Here is a 15,835-nt window from a genome sequence, read left to right as displayed (position 1 = left end):
ACTCCTGAGACGGGGCCGGTGCGCGGCACCGGCAAAACAGACAGGCTGGCCATGATACGGCAGTGAAGCGATTGCGCAAATGAAAGCGCCCTGCACGAGGCAGGGCGCTTGAATTAGAGGCCCGCATGTGCGGGCGCGTGGGGTCGCTAGTCCTTTAGCTGTCTCGATACTGAGCCAGCGCTTGTGAAAAAAGTGTGAAGTCCATGTGGACGTTTCATCAGCGTACCCAGCTTTCAACGGTGGCAGCGCCGTACTCTTCTTTCCAGGCTTTCAGCCCGCGATGGTTGCCGCCTTTGGTCTCGATCAGCTCGCCCGTGTGCGGGTTTTCATAGACCTTGACCACGCGTGGGCGGCGCTGTTGTTTGGGGGCTGCGGCAGTAGGGCGGGTGGCAGCCTTGGGGTCGAGGATGGCGATGATATCGCGCAGACCCTTGTCATAGCTTTTCATCAGGCCGACTAGTTTCTGCTCGAATTCGATTTCGCGTTTGAGGCCGGCATCCTTTTTCAGCGCTTCCAGTTGAGCCATTTGTTCCTGAAGCGCTTTTTCGGCAGCTCGAAACTCTGCAAGTCTGGACACTGTAATCACTCCTGTACGTCTTTCGTGGCAGGGCGTGACGAACATTGAAGAAGAACAAAACGCCGGCCACGGGGTGGGTTCCGCTGTTCGCTGATATCGAGTGTAGTCATTCATCGCTACTGGGTAAACTGCAAACTTTTTATAAGTAAGCACGGAACTTTACAGGTTTTTCATGCGCCAGTTGTTGACGACTTCGACGGGGCTGGCGACTGGCTCTAGACCAAGGTCCAATAGCCCGGAATAGAGCCTTTGAGCGATCCTTTCAGATGATGCTCGGCGACTGTTCGAGCGTGTCGCAGTACCGCAGCAGGTGTTTGCTGCAGGTTGTTTTTCGCCTTTCTTTCTGGATATTTCCTCGCATGTTTGCCCCCCTCCCTCACGCCCCTGGGCGCCGTGTTGTCGGCCTGTTCCTTTTGTGTGCCGGCGTCAATGCCCAGGCCGCCGGTTTTCTTGAAGACAGCAGCGCCAAGGTTGAAGCGCGCAATGTCTACTTCAACCGGGATTTCCGTGACGGCTATAGCAGTTCCAGCCAGGGCGCGTCCAAGCGCGAAGAGTGGGCGCAAGGCTTTATTCTCAATGTTCAGTCGGGTTACACCCAAGGGCCGGTAGGGTTTGGCGTGGATGCGCTGGGCATGGTCGGTTTCAAACTCGACTCCAGCCCTGCGGACAGTAACAGCGGCCTGTTGCCGTCGTCTGGCCATGATCCACGGCACTCGGCTGATCAATACGCGAAGATGGGCTTGGCGGCCAAGGTCAAGGTGTCCAGCACCGTGCTCAAGTATGGCTCGATGATGCCGGATGTACCGTTGCTCAAGTACAACGATGGGCGCTTGTTGCCGACGATGTTCCATGGCGCGATGCTCACCTCTGAAGAAGTGCGCGACCTGAAGTTCACCCTGGCCCGCCTGGACAAATACACCGCGCGTGATTCCACCGATCGCCAGGACATTCGCGTGCACTGCAAGAACAAGCGCTATGCCTGCGACATCGAAGCCGACCACTTCGACCTGGCAGGCCTCGATTACCGTTTCAATGACCGCGTCAGCGCTCAGTATCAAGTGGCCAAGCTTGAAAACATCTATCGCCAGCACTTCCTCGGTCTGGTGGCCAGCCAGCCGCTGGCGGTAGGCAGCCTGTCGGCCGACCTGCGCGTGATCAAGAGCCACGACATCGGCAATGCCCGCGCCGGCGACATCGACCACCGCGCCTTCAGTGGCATGCTCGGCTACAGCCTGGGCGGCCATAAGGTCAGCGCCGGCTGGCAGCGCATGTACGGCGAAAGCGCCATGCCTTACTTGGATGGCAGCAACCCGTACCTGGTCAACTACGCCCAGGTCAACGACTTTGCCGCCGCCCAGGAGCGTTCCTGGCAGTTGCGCTACGACTATGACTTCAAGGCACTGGGTGTGCCCGGCCTGACCTTCTTCACCCGTTACATCAATGGCGACCACATCAAAGTCCCGGGCAGTACGGCCGAAGGCAAGGAATGGGAACGCGACACCGAGTTCAAGTACCAGGTGCAAAGTGGCACGTTCAAAGACGTCAGTGTGCGCCTGCGTAATTCCACCTACCGCAGCAACTATGAGAAGTGGGCGCGAGATATGGATGAGACTCGCGTCATTGTAAGTTACAACTTTTCCATCTTCTGACGGGGCGCTTTGCCAAGCGTGAGTGGCTGATCGACAATGGCTGACTGGCATTGGCGAAAGGGCAGGGCAATGAAAGACCTGTTGTTGATTGGCATCGGCCCGGGTGACCCACGCCAGGTCACCTATGAAGCGGTCGACGCGTTACGTCGTGCCAGCGTGTTCTTCGTGCTCGACAAGGGCACGGAGAAGGACGAGCTGGTGCGCTTGCGCAAGGCTATTCTGCAGCGCTATCGGCCTGAAGGCGGCTACCGGCTGGTGCAGGTCGCCGACCCTTCCCGCGATGGCCAGGCGCTAGATTACGTGGGTGCTGTTCAGGATTGGCACCGGCAGCGGGCCGCGCTGTACAGCCGGTTGATCGCGCACGAGATCGGTGCCGACGATGTCGGCGCCTTTCTGTTATGGGGTGAGCCTGGCCTGTACGACAGTACCCTGCGCATGCTCGATTGGGTCAGCGAAGGCGGGCTGGCGCTGCGACTGCAAGTGATTCCCGGCATCAGCAGCGTCCAGGCCCTGGCGGCCCGCCACCAAGTACCGCTCAACCGTATCGGTGAGCCGCTGACTGTACTGCCTGGGCGTCGCCTTGCCGAACAGGAGCGTATCGACAATGTGGTGGTGATGCTCGACGGGCAGTGCGCGTTTGCCTCACTGGATGACCCGGGTTTGATGATTTACTGGGGGGCTTATCTGGGCACCGCAGATGAGGTGCTGATTGCCGGGCCTTTGCAGGCGGTGAAGGCGCAGATTCTGCAAGTGCGGGAGGAGGCGAGGGGGCGCAAGGGGTGGATTATGGACACGTATCTGTTACGCCGCGAACTGTAGCTGGCTGCAGCCCCCACAGTCGTTAAAGACCTGTGAGAGCAACTGCCTTGTGGTGTTTGTGCCGGCCTCATCGCTGGCAAGCCAGCTCCCACAGGTCTGGCGCTAGCCTTTGAGGCTACACAGTTCGGGTGGGAGCGGGCTTGCCCGCGAAAGCCGCCACACGGGCATCAGGCCGTACCCAGTATGTCCACCACCTTGTTGCGCAATTGCTCGATGCTGAACGGCTTGCCAATCAGGTGCATGCCCTCCGGCACGTTTACGTTGTCGGCATAACCGCTGGCAAACAACACCGGCAGCAGTGGACGAAGTTTGCGTGCCCATTGCGCCAGCTCATCGCCGCGCATGTCCGGCAGGCCCACGTCTGTCATCATCAGCGCCAAAGTCTGCGCAGGGTCTTCGAGCACCCGCAGTGCTGCGGCGGCGTCTTCCGCTTCGATGACCGTGTAGCCCAACTCGTCGAGCACTTCGACCATCAGCATGCGTACGATGTCGTCGTCTTCGACTACCAGAAGATGCATGGTTTGGATCCTGTGAAAATGAATGTCTTTATTCTGTACGCCGGTCGACGGCAGAAGTTCCCGAGGATACCGATCCCTGCAATCAGATGGAACGATTCGCGCCTGCAACCTTCAAATGCTGGCTAAATGCCCTGCCAGCGCCAGCAAAGCTGGTTAGACTCGCTATTACCGGTGAGCGCGGCGGCAGACAATTATAACGGTCTTGGTGCCACACTTTTTCATGGATTCTTTTCGCTCGGGCGTTTTCAGATGATTCAAGTAGCCTCGATTGACCAGCAAAGCTTTCGCAAGCTGCTGAGTCGCAACATCGGCCTGCCCCTTGGGGTCGGCCTGCTGGGCGCAGTGGCGTTCGTCGCGGTGATCAACTACCTGCTCTCGGCCATGCAGTGGGTCGAGCATACGGACCGCGTGATCGGCAATGCCAACGAAACGGTCAAGCTGTCGATCGACATGGAAACCGGCATGCGCGGCTTCCTGATCACCGGCGACGAACGTTTTCTCGACCCCTACGAGGTGGCCAAGCCGAAAATTCTCGGCAGCCTGCAGAGCCTGCGCGGCATGGTCGAGGACAACCCGCAGCAGGTTGACCGTATTGATCGGCTGTTGGCCCTGCAAAAGGCCTGGAATGATTTCGGCAGCGAGATGATTACCCTGCGCCGCAGCGAGGGCAATTACCAGGCATCGATCGGCAATGGGCGCGGCAAGCGCATCACCGATGAAATCCGCAAGGAATTCGAAGGCCTGATCGACACTGAGCAGCAACTGCGCATGGCCCGCAACGAGAAAGTCAGCTCGGTCACCGTGACCGCGATCTCGGCCTTCGTGCTGTTCATCGTCGGCCTCAGCGCCTTGCTGGCCTACCTCGGGCGCCGCGACCTGCTGGCGCTGTCGAGCAGCTATGACGAAAACCTGCAGGCCCAGCAGCGTGCGGCCGAGCGCCTGGAGCACCAGGCCTGGTTGCGTAATGGCCAGACCCAGTTGGCCCAGCAGGTGCTCGGGCAGCTGACCCTGCCCATGTTGGGCGACAATATTCTGCGCTTCTTTGCTACCTACCTGGGCAGCGTGGTGGGCGCGGTGTATGCGCGCGACGAACATGGCCGCCTGGTGCGCGTGGCCACCTATGGCCTGAGCGCCGAGGAGCAGGCCCGTGAGCAGATCAAAGGCGACCACGATGGCCTGTTGGCCCAGGCCGTGCGCGAAGGCCGGCTGTTGTGCCTCGACGACCTGCCCGAAGACTACTACCGCCTGAGTTCGGGCCTCGGCAATGGCTTGCCGCGCAGTGCATTGCTGATGCCCGCCACCGATGATGGGCAGATCAATGGTGTGATCGAGCTGGGCTTCCTGCGCCCCTTGCAGCCGCGTGATGAAGAGCTGATGGAGCGGGTCGGCGGCAACCTTGGCATGTCCATCGAGAGTGCGCGTTATCGCCAGCGCCTGCAGGAAGTGCTGGCCGAGACCCAACAGTTGAACGAAGAGCTGCAAGTGCAACAGGAAGAGCTGAAAACCGCCAACGAAGAACTCGAAGAGCAATCACGGGTGCTCAAGGAATCCCAGGCCCACCTGGAAACTCAACAGGCCGAGCTTGAACAGACCAACGAACAACTGTCCGAGCGCACCGACGCCCTGGACCGCAAGAACGATGAGCTCAGCCAGGCCCAGCAAGAGCTGCAGGCCCGCGCCGACGACCTGCAGCGTTCGAGCAAGTACAAGTCCGAGTTCCTCGCCAACATGTCCCACGAGCTGCGCACGCCGCTGAACAGCTCGTTGATCCTGGCCAAGTTGCTGGCCGAGAACGGCGAAGGCAACCTCAGCGCCGAGCAGGTCAAGTTCGCCGAATCGATCTACTCGGCGGGCAATGACCTGCTGAACCTGATCAACGACATTCTCGACATCGCCAAGGTCGAAGCCGGCAAGCTTGAAGTGCGCCCGGAGACCACTCAGCTGGAGCGCCTGGTCGAAGGCCTGCGCGGCATGTTCCTGCCGCTGGCCGAGCACAAAGGCCTGGCCTTCGAGGTCAAGGTCGAGCCGCAGGTACCAGTGACGCTGTTCACCGACCGTCAACGGCTGGAGCAGATCCTCAAGAACCTGCTGTCCAACGCCATCAAGTTCACCGACCACGGTCAGGTCAGCATGACCATCAGCCACGAGGCTGATACCGGCATCATTTTCACCGTCCGTGACTCTGGCATTGGCATTGCCGCCGACCAGCAGCAGGCGATCTTCGGCGCCTTCCACCAGGTCGACGGCAGCAGCAACCGGCGCTATGGCGGCACCGGCCTGGGCCTGTCGATTTCGCGTGACCTGGCGCACCTGCTGGGCGGGCAGATCAATGTCGAGAGCAACCCGGGGCAGGGCAGCGTGTTCAGCCTGGTCATGCCCGAACGCTACGAACATGAGGGCGAGGAAGTCGAGGCCCTGAGCCTGCGCCCTGCGGTAGACACTCTGCCGCCAGCGCCCAAGGCGTCCAACGTCGTGGCGCCGAAACTGCCGGCACCGACCTTCGCCGATGACCGCGAGCGGGCCCCCTTCAATAACCGCTGCATCCTGGTGATCGAGGACGAGCCGAACTTCGCCCGCATCCTCTTCGACCTGGCCCACGAGTTGGGTTACAGCTGCCTGGTGGCGCATGGCGCCGACGAGGGCTTTGCGCTGGCGTCCCAGTACATCCCCGATGCCATCCTGCTGGACATGCGCCTGCCTGACCATTCTGGCCTCACCGTGCTGCAGCGCCTCAAGGAGCTGGCCGGCACGCGGCATATTCCGGTGCACATCATTTCGGTGGAGGATCGCGTCGAAGCGGCCATGCACATGGGCGCCGTGGGCTACGCGGTCAAGCCGGCCAGCCGTGAAGAACTCAAGGAAGTGTTCGCCCGCCTGGAAGCCAAGCTGACCCAAAAGCTCAAGCACATCCTGCTGGTGGAGGACGACGACCTGCAGCGCGAAAGCATCGCCCGCCTGATCGGCGATGACGATGTCGAGATCACCGCCGTGGCCATGGCCCAGGACGCCTTGGCGCTGCTGCGCGAGAACATCTACGACTGCATGATCATCGACCTCAAGCTGCCCGACATGCTCGGCAACGAGCTGCTCAAGCGCATGACTGCCGAGGACATCCGCTCATTCCCGCCGGTGATCGTCTACACCGGGCGCAACCTCACCCGCGAAGAAGAAACCGACCTGCTCAAGTATTCGCGCTCGATCATCATCAAGGGCGCCCGTTCGCCGGAGCGCCTGCTCGACGAAGTGACGCTGTTCCTGCACAAAGTCGAATCGCAGTTGTCCCATGAGCGCCAGCGCATGCTCAAGACCGCGCGCAGCCGCGACAAGGTCTTCGAGGGGCGCAAAGTACTGCTAGTGGATGACGATGTGCGTAATATCTTCGCCCTCACCAGTGCCCTGGAGCACAAGGGCGCCATCGTCGAGATCGGCCGTAACGGGCGTGAAGCCATCGAGCGCCTGGAGCAGCATGACGACATCGACCTGGTGCTGATGGATGTGATGATGCCGGAGATGGACGGCTTCGAGGCTACCCGGCTGATCCGCCAGCAACCGCGCTGGCGCAAGCTGCCGATCATCGCCGTGACCGCCAAGGCGATGAAGGATGACCAGCAGCGTTGCCTGCAGGCTGGCGCCAATGATTACCTGGCCAAACCGATCGACCTGGACCGCCTGTTCTCGTTGATCCGTGTATGGCTGCCGCAACTGGAGCGAATTTGACTAGCGAGCGCAACACCGACATCGAGATCCGGCTGCTGATCGAGGCGATCTACCTCAAGTACAGCTACGATTTCCGCAACTACTCCGGCGCTTCGATCAAGCGCCGGATCCTGCATGCCCTGCGCCAGTTCGACTGCCTGACGGTGTCGGCGTTGCAAGAGCGGGTGCTGCACGACCCGGGCATGTTCATGCAGTTGCTGCAGTTCCTGACGATCCCGGTCAGCGAGATGTTCCGCGACCCGAGCCACTTCCTGGCCCTGCGCAACGAAGTGGTGCCGCTGTTGCGGACCTGGCCGTCGATCAAGATCTGGGTCGCGGGGTGCAGCACCGGTGAAGAGGTGTACTCGATGGCCATCCTGCTGCGTGAGGAAGGCCTGCTTGAGCGCACTATCATTTATGCCACCGACATCAACCCGCATTCGCTGGACCGGGCCAAGCAGGGTATCTACTCGATGCAAAGCATGCGCGAGTATGAAGAAAACTACCGCCTGGCCGGTGGCCGCCGTGACTTTGCCGAGTACTACACCGCTGCCTATGGCAACGCCATCATGGACAGCAGCCTGCGCGACAACGTGACCTTCGCCGACCACAGCCTGGCCACCGACAGCGTGTTCTCCGAGACCCAGCTGGTGTCTTGCCGCAATGTGCTGATCTACTTCAACAAAGACCTGCAAGACCGGGCCTTGGGCCTGTTTCATGAATCCCTCTGCCACCGGGGCTTCCTGGTGTTGGGCAGCAAGGAGTCGGTAGACTTTTCGGCCTACAGCCAGCGCTTCGAGCCGCTGGTCAAGCCGGAACGGATCTACCGTAAGACATGAACGGCGCACGGGCAGTGGTGATGGGGGCCTCGGCTGGCGGGGTGGCGGCCTTGTTCCAGGTGCTCGGTGCGCTGCCCTCGGCGTTCGCCATCCCGGTATTGTGCGTGCTGCACTTGCCGGACGGGCGGCACAGCCAGCTGGCCGAAGTGCTGCAGCGGCGGCTGCAGCGCCCAGTGCGCGAGGCCAGTGACAAGGAACGGATCAGCGCTGGGATGATCTACGTTGCTGGGCCGGGGTACCACCTCTCGGTGGAGCGTGACCTGACGCTGTCGTTGAGCCAGGAAGCGCCGGTGCACTTCTCGCGCCCGGCCATCGACTTCCTGTTCATGTCGGCGTCCGATGCCTACGGCGCCAGCCTGCTTGGCGTGCTGCTGACCGGTGCCAATGAGGATGGCGCCGCGGGCCTGGCCTACATCAACAACAATGGGGGCCGCACGATTGTTCAGGACCCTCGCGACGCACAGGTCGCGCTGATGCCGGAAGCCGCCTTGGCCCTGCACCAGCCCGACCATATCCTTACTCTGAGTGGTATCGGGCAATTGCTCGCGACCCTGGAAACAAGCGCATGCTAAGCCACACCATCGCCAAACTGCTGATCGTCGACGACCTGCCGGAAAACCTGCTGGCGCTCGAGGCCCTGATCCAGGGCGAAGACCGCGAGGTGCACCAGGCCCAGTCTGCGGAAGCGGCATTGTCGCTGCTGCTTGAGCACGAATTTGCGCTGGCCATCCTCGATGTGCAGATGCCAGGCATGAATGGCTTCGAACTGGCCGAGTTGATGCGCGGCACGGAAAAGACCAAGAACATTCCCATCGTGTTTGTCAGTGCGGCGGGGCGCGAGATGAATTACGCCTTCAAGGGCTATGAAAGCGGGGCCGTGGACTTTTTGCACAAGCCGCTCGACACCTTGGCAGTGAAGAGCAAGGTCTCGGTGTTCGTCGACCTGTTCCGCCAGCGCAAGGTGCTTGGTCGGCAACTGGAAGCCCTGGAGCGTAGCCGTCAGGAGCAGGAGGTGCTGCTTGGCCAGCTGGAGTTGGCGCGGTGCGAGCTGGAGCATGCGGTGCGCATGCGCGACGACTTCATGTCGATCGTCTCCCACGAAGTGCGTACGCCGCTCAATGGCCTGATTCTGGAAACCCAGCTGCGCAAGATGCACCTGGCACGGGGCAACCTGGAGGCCTTCAGCGCAGACAAGCTGCAGGCCATGGTCGAGCGTGACGAGCGGCAGATCAACAGCCTGATCCGGCTGATCGAAGACATGCTGGACGTCTCGCGCATCCGCACCGGCAAGTTGTCACTGCGGCCCAGGGTGTTCGATATTGGCCAACTGGTGCGCGGCCTGGTGGAAAACTTCAGCGCCCAGGCCACCGCGCTGGATACCCATATCGCGCTGCAACGTTGTGAAACGTTGCAGGGTGAGTGGGACGAATTTCGGATTGAACAAGTGGTGGCCAACCTGTTGTCCAATGCCTTGCGTTACGGTGAACGAAAACCGGTGCAGGTGCGGGTGTTCGCGGAGGGCGGCATGGCCTGGGTGCAGGTGCAGGATCACGGCATTGGCATCAGCGCCGTCAACCAGCAGCGCATTTTCCAGCAGTTCGAGCGGGTCGCAGCACACCAGGCCAGCGGCGGGCTGGGGTTGGGGCTGTACATCTCCGAGCAGATCGTCCAGGCCCACGGCGGGCGGATTCTGGTGGACAGCGAGGAAGGCGAGGGCGCCACATTCACGTTGCAATTGCCGCTGGCAACGTTCAAAGAACAAAACGACCAGGCGCGAGCAACCTCTGCGTAAGCCTGGGGTCAGATGGCCAACTGTAAGAATTTCAAGGCGTTATCATGAGTGAAGATGCACAAGATGTGGTGCTGGTGGTCGAGGACGAGCCGGCGATTCGGATGATTTTGCGCGACTACCTGGCCGGCGAGGGGTATCACGTGCTGGTGGCCGAAGACGGCGAGCAGGCGTTCAAGATCCTGGCGAGCAAGCCGCACCTGGACCTGATGGTCACCGATTTTCGCTTGCCAGGGGGTATCTCTGGGGTGGATATCGCCGAGCCCGCGGTAAAACTGCGGCCGGAGCTGAAGGTGATTTTCATCAGTGGCTACCCGGCCGAGATTCTCGAATCGGGCAGCCCGATCACGCGCAAGGCGCCGATCCTGGCCAAGCCGTTCGACCTGGATACCCTGCACGAGCAGATCCAGGCCCTGTTGCGCTGAGGCTACCCGGATGTAGGAGCAGCCTTGTGCTGCGAAGAGGCCATTGCAGCCATAGAGAAGTAGGTGCCCATGCCGGCCTCTTCGCAGCACAAGGCTGCTCCTACAACAGCGTGAACGTTAGCGCAGGGTTCGCTCAATGCCTCCTAGCAATAGGCTTTCCATCAACCCTAGCCCTTCGCCTTCCGGCAGGCGCCGCGCCTGCAGCAGGCCTGGCAACTGGTTGAGCAACGTCGCCAGCACATGCGCGGTCGCCGCCAGTGCTTCGCCTTTGAGGCTTGCCCGCGGTGCAATCAGGTGCAGCACCCCGGTTTCGTAACGCCTGCGCAGTAGCATCAGGCGCGCCTGTTGCGCTTCGCTCAAGCAGCAAAAATCCCGCTCGGCCAGGCGAAACTGCAACGGCCGCTCGGCATGCAACTGCCAATGCGCCGCAATCAGGCACGACAACGCCGAACCACCCCGTGCCATGGCCCTGCGCCCAAGGTCCAGGGTCGCCTGCAGCTCCTCGTACAACTCTTCGATCAAGTCGTACAGCAGGTCCTGCTTGCTGGGGAAGTGGTGATACAGCGAGCCCGCGGTCAGCCCGACGTGGGCCGCCAGTTCACGCATGCTGACCTGGCCGAAGCCCTTTTCGGCAAACAGCGCCATGGCCCGGTCACGTCGCTCTTCAAAATTGGCACAGCGCATTGCAGCGTTGACCGGGGGCATGGCACTTGCTCCTCAATAGGTGAAGAAACCGCGGCCGCTCTTGCGCCCCAGCCAACCGGCCGCGACCATTTCCTTGAGCAACGGCGCTGGGCGGTACTTGCTGTCACTGAAGCCCTCATGGAAGGCCTCCATGATTGCCAGCAGGGTATCCAGGCCGATCAGGTCGGCCAGTGCCAGTGGGCCGATCGGCTGGTTGCAGCCCAGGCGCATGCCGGTGTCGATGTCCTCGGCACTGGCCAGGCCTTCCTGGCGCACGAAGATCGCTTCGTTGATCATCGGCACCAGAATGCGGTTGACCACAAAACCTGGGCGATTGCCGGCGCTGATCGGGGTCTTGCCCACCTTCTCGGTCACCAGCAAGGCCTGGGCATAGGTGCTGTCGCTGGTCTGCAGGCCACGAATGATCTCGACCAGGGCCATCACCGGCACCGGGTTGAAGAAGTGCACACCGATGAACCGCTCGGGGTGCTCGATGCTCGCGGCCAATTGCGTGACCGACAGCGACGAGGTGTTGGTGGCGATCAGGCAGTCGGCGGCCACGCTGGCAGCCACTTGCTGAAGGATGCGCTGCTTGAGCTGCAGGTTTTCGGTGGCTGCCTCGATCACCAACTGCGCGCCACTGAGTTGCGCGTAGTCGGTGCTGGTGCGGATGCGGGCTTTCGCCGCCTCGGCCTTTTCGGCGTCGAGCGTGCCTTTGCTGACCTGGCGCTCGAGGTTCTTGCGCAAGGTGGCTACGCCACGCTCCAGCGCGGCATCGGAAACGTCCACCAGCAGCACGTGATAGCCCGCCACGGCGCACACCTGGGCAATGCCGTTGCCCATGGTGCCCGCGCCGATCACGGCAATCTGTTCGATGTTCATGTGTCAGTTTCCTCAGACGCGCTCGAAGACTACGGCGATGCCTTGGCCGCCGCCAATGCACATGGTGGCCAGGGCGTAACGGCCCTGAATGCGGTGCAGTTCATGGATGGCCTTGGTGGCGATGATCGCGCCGGTAGCGCCGACCGGGTGACCGAGGGAAATACCCGAACCGTTCGGGTTGACCTTTTCCGGGTCGAAGCCGAGCTCGCGGGCCACGGCGCAGGCCTGGGCGGCGAAGGCTTCGTTGGACTCGATCACGTCCAGGTCCTGGATGCTCAGGCCGGTTTTTTCCAGCACCTTGCGGGTTGCCGGGATCGGCCCCAGGCCCATCAACTCTGGCTCGACGCCGGCATGGGCGTAGCCCACCAGGCGCGCCAGCGGTTTCAGGCCCAGGCGGCGCACGGCGTCACCATTGGCCAGCACCAGGCCGGCCGCGCCGTCGTTGATACCACTGGCATTGCCGGCGGTGACGGTGCCGTCTTTCTTGAACACGGTCTTCATGCCGGCCAGCTGCTCGGCGGTGACATCACCACGCACGTGCTCGTCGACGCTGAACTGTACGCTGCCTTTGCGGGTTTTCAGTTCCAGCGGGACGATCTGGCTGGTGAAGCGGCCTTCGGCAATGGCGCGGGCGGCGCGGCGCTGGCTGGTCAGGGCCAGCTCGTCCTGCATTTCACGGGTGATACCGTGCTTGGCCGAGACGTTTTCGGCCGTGATCCCCATGTGGAAGTGTTCGAAGGGGTCTTGCAGCACGCCGACCGTGTAGTCGATACCTTGCAGGTCGCCCATGCGTGCACCCCAGCGGGCTTGTGGCAGCAGGTACGGGCCGCGGCTCATGGACTCGGCGCCCGCCGCCAGGGCCACATCGGTGTCGCCCAGCAGCAGGCACTGTGCCGCCGAGACAATGGCCTGCAGGCCCGAGCCGCACAGGCGGTTGACGTTGAACGCCGGGGTTTCCTTGGGGATGCCAGCGTTCATCGCTGCAACCCGCGCCAGGTAGGCATCACGGGGCTCGGTGGGGATCACGCTGCCCATCACCACATGGCCGATTTGTCCGGCGTCCATGCCCGCGCGTTCGATGGCGGCACGGGTTACGGCGGTGGCGAGGTCGGCCAGCGGCAGGTCCTTGAGGGAACCGCCAAAGCCACCAATGGCTGAACGGACGGCACTGACGACGTAAATTTCTGCGCTGCTCATAGGGGCTCCGATTGCGAAGGCATGGCGGGACCGGGCCTGGCTCTGCGAGAATGGCGGGCGATCCCTTCGTTCATCCGAGTCTAGGCAAAGGCTCTGCCAGAGCCTATGCCGGATCTGTTCAATCAACCTGGCACTTTTTGCCACTCAGCATAGACAGCGAAATCCGCCATGCGCGATAGCGATACGGTCGCCGTGTACTTCCTCGAAGCCATGCTTCATGCCCTGCGCGAACGCCCGGACGTGCGCGATGCACACCTGCGTGCGGTCGGTATCGACCCGCAACTGCTCGAACAGCCCCAGGCACGCGTGCCGGCCAAGGCATTCGCTCAGCTGTGGCTGGCCCTGATCCAGCTGTTGGACGACGAGTTTTTCTGCCTCGACAGCCACGGCATGCCGCTGGGCAGCTTTGCCCTGATCTGCCGTGGCCTGATTCAGGAGCCGAACCTGGAAAAGGCTTTGCGTCAGTGCATGGGCGGTTTTGGCCTGTTCCTGCGTGACCTGCGCGGTAGCCTCACGCTACGCGGCGGCAGGGCGGTGATCAGCGTGCAGTCGAGCATTGCCGACCCCTTGACCCGTGTGTATGCCGAAGAAACCTACCTGGTGCTGATGATCGGCTTGCTGTGCTGGCTGGCAGGGCGGCGCATTGCCATCGACCGCACCGAGCTTGCGGTATCGCGCCCCGCGCAGGACGATGACCTGCTGCTGTGGGGGCCTGACCTGCGCCTGGGCAGTGGGCGTACCGAAGTGGAGTTCGACAGTGCCTACTTGCGCCTGCCGGTAGTGCAGGACCTGCCGGCCTTGAAGACCTTTTTGCGCAGCGCCCCCCAAGGCCTGGTTATTCGCTTTCGCAACCAGAACGGCCTGGTGGCCGAGGTCTATCGCCACCTGCGCGCCCGCCGCTACGGGCAATGGCCAACGTTGGCCGCGTTGGCGCAGGTGCAGGGGGTCAGCGCCAGTACCTTCCGCCGTCAGCTGGAACGGGAGGGCCGTTCGTACCAGCAGATAAAGGACGAGGTGCGCCGGGCGATGGCCTTCGAGCACCTGCGCGAAGGTGTGCTGAGCATCGCCGAGGTTGCCGAGCAGGCCGGGTTCCAGGAGCCCAGTGCATTCCACCGGGCGTTCAAGAAGTGGACCGGGCAGAGCCCCGGCAGCTACAGGGTGCGTTTGGCAAGCAGCCCTGTAGCCGACAGGTCGACGACAAGGCCTGAGCAGCCTGTCAATCCTGCAGCAGTGCCGCCAGTGCCTTGACGCGCTTCAAATCGCCGTTCGCCACCTTGGCGACCCCGGTGCCGTACTCGGCATCGGCCTTGTACAGGAAGGACAGGATGATGTGCTTGCTCTGATCATCCGCCGCGGCCAGCGATTGGCCAAAGCTATTGATCAGATCGCGCTGTTCGCTTTTCGAGTAAGCGCGGAACAGTTCACCCGCCTGCTTGAAGTTCTGTTCGCGGGTAATGCCCTGCTGTTGGGTTGTGCCGCTCAGGGCCAGTTGGCTTGCGCGGGCCGAATCACTGGTGCCGCGCGGCTGCAGCCGGCTTGGCTGGTAGTTGACCATGCCGCTGGAGCGGCCAGGGTTTAACGCACCGTCCTGGTTGCCATTGCTGACGGCGACTCTCGGCTGATTGATCGGCAGGCTGTTGGCGTTGGCCCCAACCCTGTACAGCTGGGTATCGGCGTAGGAGAACAGTCGGCCTTGCAGCAATCGATCTTCGGATGGCTCGATGCCTGGGATCAGGTTAGAGGGGGCGAGGGCGACTTGTTCGGTTTCCTGGAAGAAATTGCCAACGTTGCGGTTGAGCACCATCTGGCCGACCCGATGCTCGGGCACGCCGGGCCAGACTTTGGTGGGGTCCAGTGGGTCAAAGTCGAAATCGGTCAACTGCTCGGGCTTCAATGTCTGAATGTAGAGGTCCCACTTGGGGAACTCACCACGACCAATGGCGGCGACCAGGTCTTGGGTCATGTGGTTGAAATTTTTGCCCTGGATTTTCTCGACGGCCTTGGGGTCGAGGTTTTCCTGCCCTTGCAGGCTCTTCCAGCGGAACTTCACGTAGGTCGTGTCACCCTTGGCGTTGACGAATTTGTAGGCGTGCACGCTGTTGCCATCCATGTGTCGATAGCTCTTGGGCGTACCTTCGTTGGAGTAGAGCAGGGTGAGGGTGCGGGTGGCCTCGGGCATGTGCGAGAACAGATCGAAACGCCGTGCATCGTTACCGAGGTTACTGCGTGGGTCGGGCTTGAAGGCGTGGACCATGTCCGGGAACTTGATCGCGTCGCGAATGAAGAAGGTCGGGAAATTGTTACCTACCAGGTCCCAGTTGCCAGTACTGGTGTAGAAGCGTGTGGCGAACCCGCGTGGGTCGCGCAGGGTTTCCGGTGAATGCAGGCCATGTACCACGGAAGAGAAGCGCACGAATACTGGAGTTTTTTCACCTGGGGTGAACAGCGGGGCATGCGTCAATGACCGCAGATCTTCAGAGGCGGTGAATTCACCGTGGGCACCGGTACCGCGGGCGTGTACGACACGCTCTGGGATGCGCTCGCGGTCGAATCGCTGCAGCTTCTGAATCAAATGCACATCTTGCAACAGCGTCGGCCCGCTGGCACCGGCAGTCTGCGAATGCTGGTTTTCACCAACCGCAGCGCCGTTGTCGCGGGTCAACGGCGTGGCCTGCAGGTGAGTACTGGCGAACAGTGCCGCGCACAGCAGGATCAGGCTGCGCGCAGGGTGGAGGGTTACGCTCATCGGGGAGTACTCGG

13 protein-coding genes and 1 pseudogene are annotated in these 15,835 nt (G+C 61.9%); 8 read left to right on the top strand and 6 right to left on the bottom strand.

Features of this window, described 5'->3' with window-relative positions; genetic code table 11:
* Positions 1-217: 217 nt before the first annotated feature.
* Positions 218-577 carry a histone-like nucleoid-structuring protein, MvaT/MvaU family gene (locus ACMCNM_RS20575; RefSeq protein WP_027593725.1) on the bottom strand — a complete coding sequence of 120 codons (360 nt, stop codon included), beginning with the start codon at positions 575-577 and terminating at the stop codon, positions 218-220.
* 359 nt (positions 578-936) lie between these two features.
* On the opposite strand from ACMCNM_RS20575, the gene ACMCNM_RS20570 reads away from it, so the two are divergent.
* Positions 937-2,226 (top strand): OprD family porin, encoded by a 1,290-nt coding sequence (locus tag ACMCNM_RS20570; RefSeq protein WP_412765312.1) that lies wholly within the window; start codon positions 937-939, stop codon positions 2,224-2,226.
* Between the two features lie 69 nt (positions 2,227-2,295).
* The gene (gene cobF, locus ACMCNM_RS20565; protein ID WP_412765311.1) at positions 2,296-3,045 is read left to right on the top strand and encodes a precorrin-6A synthase (deacetylating); all 750 of its coding nucleotides are present in this window, start codon (positions 2,296-2,298) and stop codon (positions 3,043-3,045) included.
* A gap of 167 nt (positions 3,046-3,212) precedes the next feature.
* On the opposite strand, the gene ACMCNM_RS20560 is transcribed toward cobF, so the two are convergent.
* Positions 3,213-3,563, bottom strand: a complete 351-nt coding sequence (locus ACMCNM_RS20560; protein ID WP_412765310.1) for a response regulator — start codon at positions 3,561-3,563, stop codon at positions 3,213-3,215.
* Positions 3,564-3,812: 249 nt separating this feature from the next.
* Between ACMCNM_RS20560 and ACMCNM_RS20555 the strand changes: the two genes are divergently transcribed.
* From ACMCNM_RS20555 to ACMCNM_RS20535, 5 genes are read left to right on the top strand one after another with little or no spacing between them, the layout of a single operon-like run.
* A complete protein-coding gene (locus ACMCNM_RS20555; RefSeq protein WP_412765309.1) occupies positions 3,813-7,280 on the top strand; it encodes a response regulator in 3,468 nt (1,155 codons plus the stop codon).
* Positions 7,277-8,098, top strand: a complete 822-nt coding sequence (locus ACMCNM_RS20550; protein WP_027593720.1) for a CheR family methyltransferase — start codon at positions 7,277-7,279, stop codon at positions 8,096-8,098. The genes ACMCNM_RS20555 and ACMCNM_RS20550 overlap by 4 nt, the downstream gene beginning before the upstream one ends.
* Positions 8,095-8,670 carry a chemotaxis protein CheB gene (locus ACMCNM_RS20545; RefSeq protein ID WP_099429783.1) on the top strand — a complete coding sequence of 192 codons (576 nt, stop codon included), beginning with the start codon at positions 8,095-8,097 and terminating at the stop codon, positions 8,668-8,670. Before ACMCNM_RS20550 ends, ACMCNM_RS20545 begins: the two co-directional genes overlap by 4 nt.
* Positions 8,664-9,890 carry a hybrid sensor histidine kinase/response regulator gene (locus tag ACMCNM_RS20540; RefSeq protein WP_027593718.1) on the top strand — a complete coding sequence of 409 codons (1,227 nt, stop codon included), beginning with the start codon at positions 8,664-8,666 and terminating at the stop codon, positions 9,888-9,890. The genes ACMCNM_RS20545 and ACMCNM_RS20540 overlap by 7 nt, the downstream gene beginning before the upstream one ends.
* A gap of 44 nt (positions 9,891-9,934) precedes the next feature.
* Positions 9,935-10,312: a response regulator gene (locus ACMCNM_RS20535; protein ID WP_099429781.1), complete on the top strand. Its 378-nt coding sequence runs from the start codon at positions 9,935-9,937 to the stop codon at positions 10,310-10,312.
* A gap of 117 nt (positions 10,313-10,429) precedes the next feature.
* Here the strand turns inward: ACMCNM_RS20535 and ACMCNM_RS20530 are convergent, their stop codons facing one another.
* Genes ACMCNM_RS20530 through ACMCNM_RS20520 form a run of 3 tightly spaced genes read right to left on the bottom strand, consistent with a single transcriptional unit; the run spans position 10,430 to position 13,075 of the window.
* Positions 10,430-11,017, bottom strand: coding sequence for a TetR/AcrR family transcriptional regulator (locus tag ACMCNM_RS20530; protein WP_099453692.1), 588 nt, complete (start codon positions 11,015-11,017; stop codon positions 10,430-10,432).
* Between the two features lie 12 nt (positions 11,018-11,029).
* Positions 11,030-11,878, bottom strand: coding sequence for a 3-hydroxybutyryl-CoA dehydrogenase (locus ACMCNM_RS20525; protein ID WP_412765308.1), 849 nt, complete (start codon positions 11,876-11,878; stop codon positions 11,030-11,032).
* A gap of 12 nt (positions 11,879-11,890) precedes the next feature.
* Positions 11,891-13,075: an acetyl-CoA C-acyltransferase family protein gene (locus ACMCNM_RS20520; protein ID WP_412765307.1), complete on the bottom strand. Its 1,185-nt coding sequence runs from the start codon at positions 13,073-13,075 to the stop codon at positions 11,891-11,893.
* A gap of 168 nt (positions 13,076-13,243) precedes the next feature.
* On the opposite strand from ACMCNM_RS20520, the gene ACMCNM_RS20515 reads away from it, so the two are divergent.
* Positions 13,244-14,323, top strand: a complete 1,080-nt coding sequence (locus tag ACMCNM_RS20515) for an AraC family transcriptional regulator ligand-binding domain-containing protein (protein WP_412765306.1) — start codon at positions 13,244-13,246, stop codon at positions 14,321-14,323.
* On the opposite strand, the pseudogene ACMCNM_RS20510 reads toward ACMCNM_RS20515, so the two are convergent.
* A pseudogene (locus tag ACMCNM_RS20510) lies at positions 14,292-15,749 on the bottom strand (catalase); the annotation flags it as partial. The gene ACMCNM_RS20515 and the pseudogene ACMCNM_RS20510 sit on opposite strands and share 32 nt — an antisense overlap.
* Positions 15,750-15,835 lie beyond the last annotated feature (86 nt).

The sequence above is a fragment of the Pseudomonas sp. NGC7 genome (assembly GCF_047159675.1).
GTDB lineage: Bacteria > Pseudomonadota > Gammaproteobacteria > Pseudomonadales > Pseudomonadaceae > Aquipseudomonas > Aquipseudomonas kermanshahensis.
The sequence above is the reverse complement of the archived record's forward strand: the minus strand, read 5'-3'. Positions and strand labels throughout refer to the sequence as shown.

Bases quoted from the DNA above. Each gene is read 5' to 3' on its own strand.
- ACMCNM_RS20570 (WP_412765312.1), top strand. From the start codon at position 937: ATGTTTGCCCCCCTCCCTCACGCCCCTGGGCGCCGTGTTGTCGGCCTG.
- cobF (WP_412765311.1), top strand. From the start codon at position 2,296: ATGAAAGACCTGTTGTTGATTGGCATCGGCCCGGGTGACCCACGCCAG.
- ACMCNM_RS20560 (WP_412765310.1), bottom strand. From the start codon at position 3,563: ATGCATCTTCTGGTAGTCGAAGACGACGACATCGTACGCATGCTGATG.
- ACMCNM_RS20555 (WP_412765309.1), top strand. From the start codon at position 3,813: ATGATTCAAGTAGCCTCGATTGACCAGCAAAGCTTTCGCAAGCTGCTG.
- ACMCNM_RS20545 (WP_099429783.1), top strand. From the start codon at position 8,095: ATGAACGGCGCACGGGCAGTGGTGATGGGGGCCTCGGCTGGCGGGGTG.
- ACMCNM_RS20540 (WP_027593718.1), top strand. From the start codon at position 8,664: ATGCTAAGCCACACCATCGCCAAACTGCTGATCGTCGACGACCTGCCG.
- ACMCNM_RS20535 (WP_099429781.1), top strand. From the start codon at position 9,935: ATGAGTGAAGATGCACAAGATGTGGTGCTGGTGGTCGAGGACGAGCCG.
- ACMCNM_RS20530 (WP_099453692.1), bottom strand. From the start codon at position 11,017: ATGCCCCCGGTCAACGCTGCAATGCGCTGTGCCAATTTTGAAGAGCGA.
- ACMCNM_RS20525 (WP_412765308.1), bottom strand. From the start codon at position 11,878: ATGAACATCGAACAGATTGCCGTGATCGGCGCGGGCACCATGGGCAAC.
- ACMCNM_RS20520 (WP_412765307.1), bottom strand. From the start codon at position 13,075: ATGAGCAGCGCAGAAATTTACGTCGTCAGTGCCGTCCGTTCAGCCATT.
- ACMCNM_RS20515 (WP_412765306.1), top strand. From the start codon at position 13,244: ATGCGCGATAGCGATACGGTCGCCGTGTACTTCCTCGAAGCCATGCTT.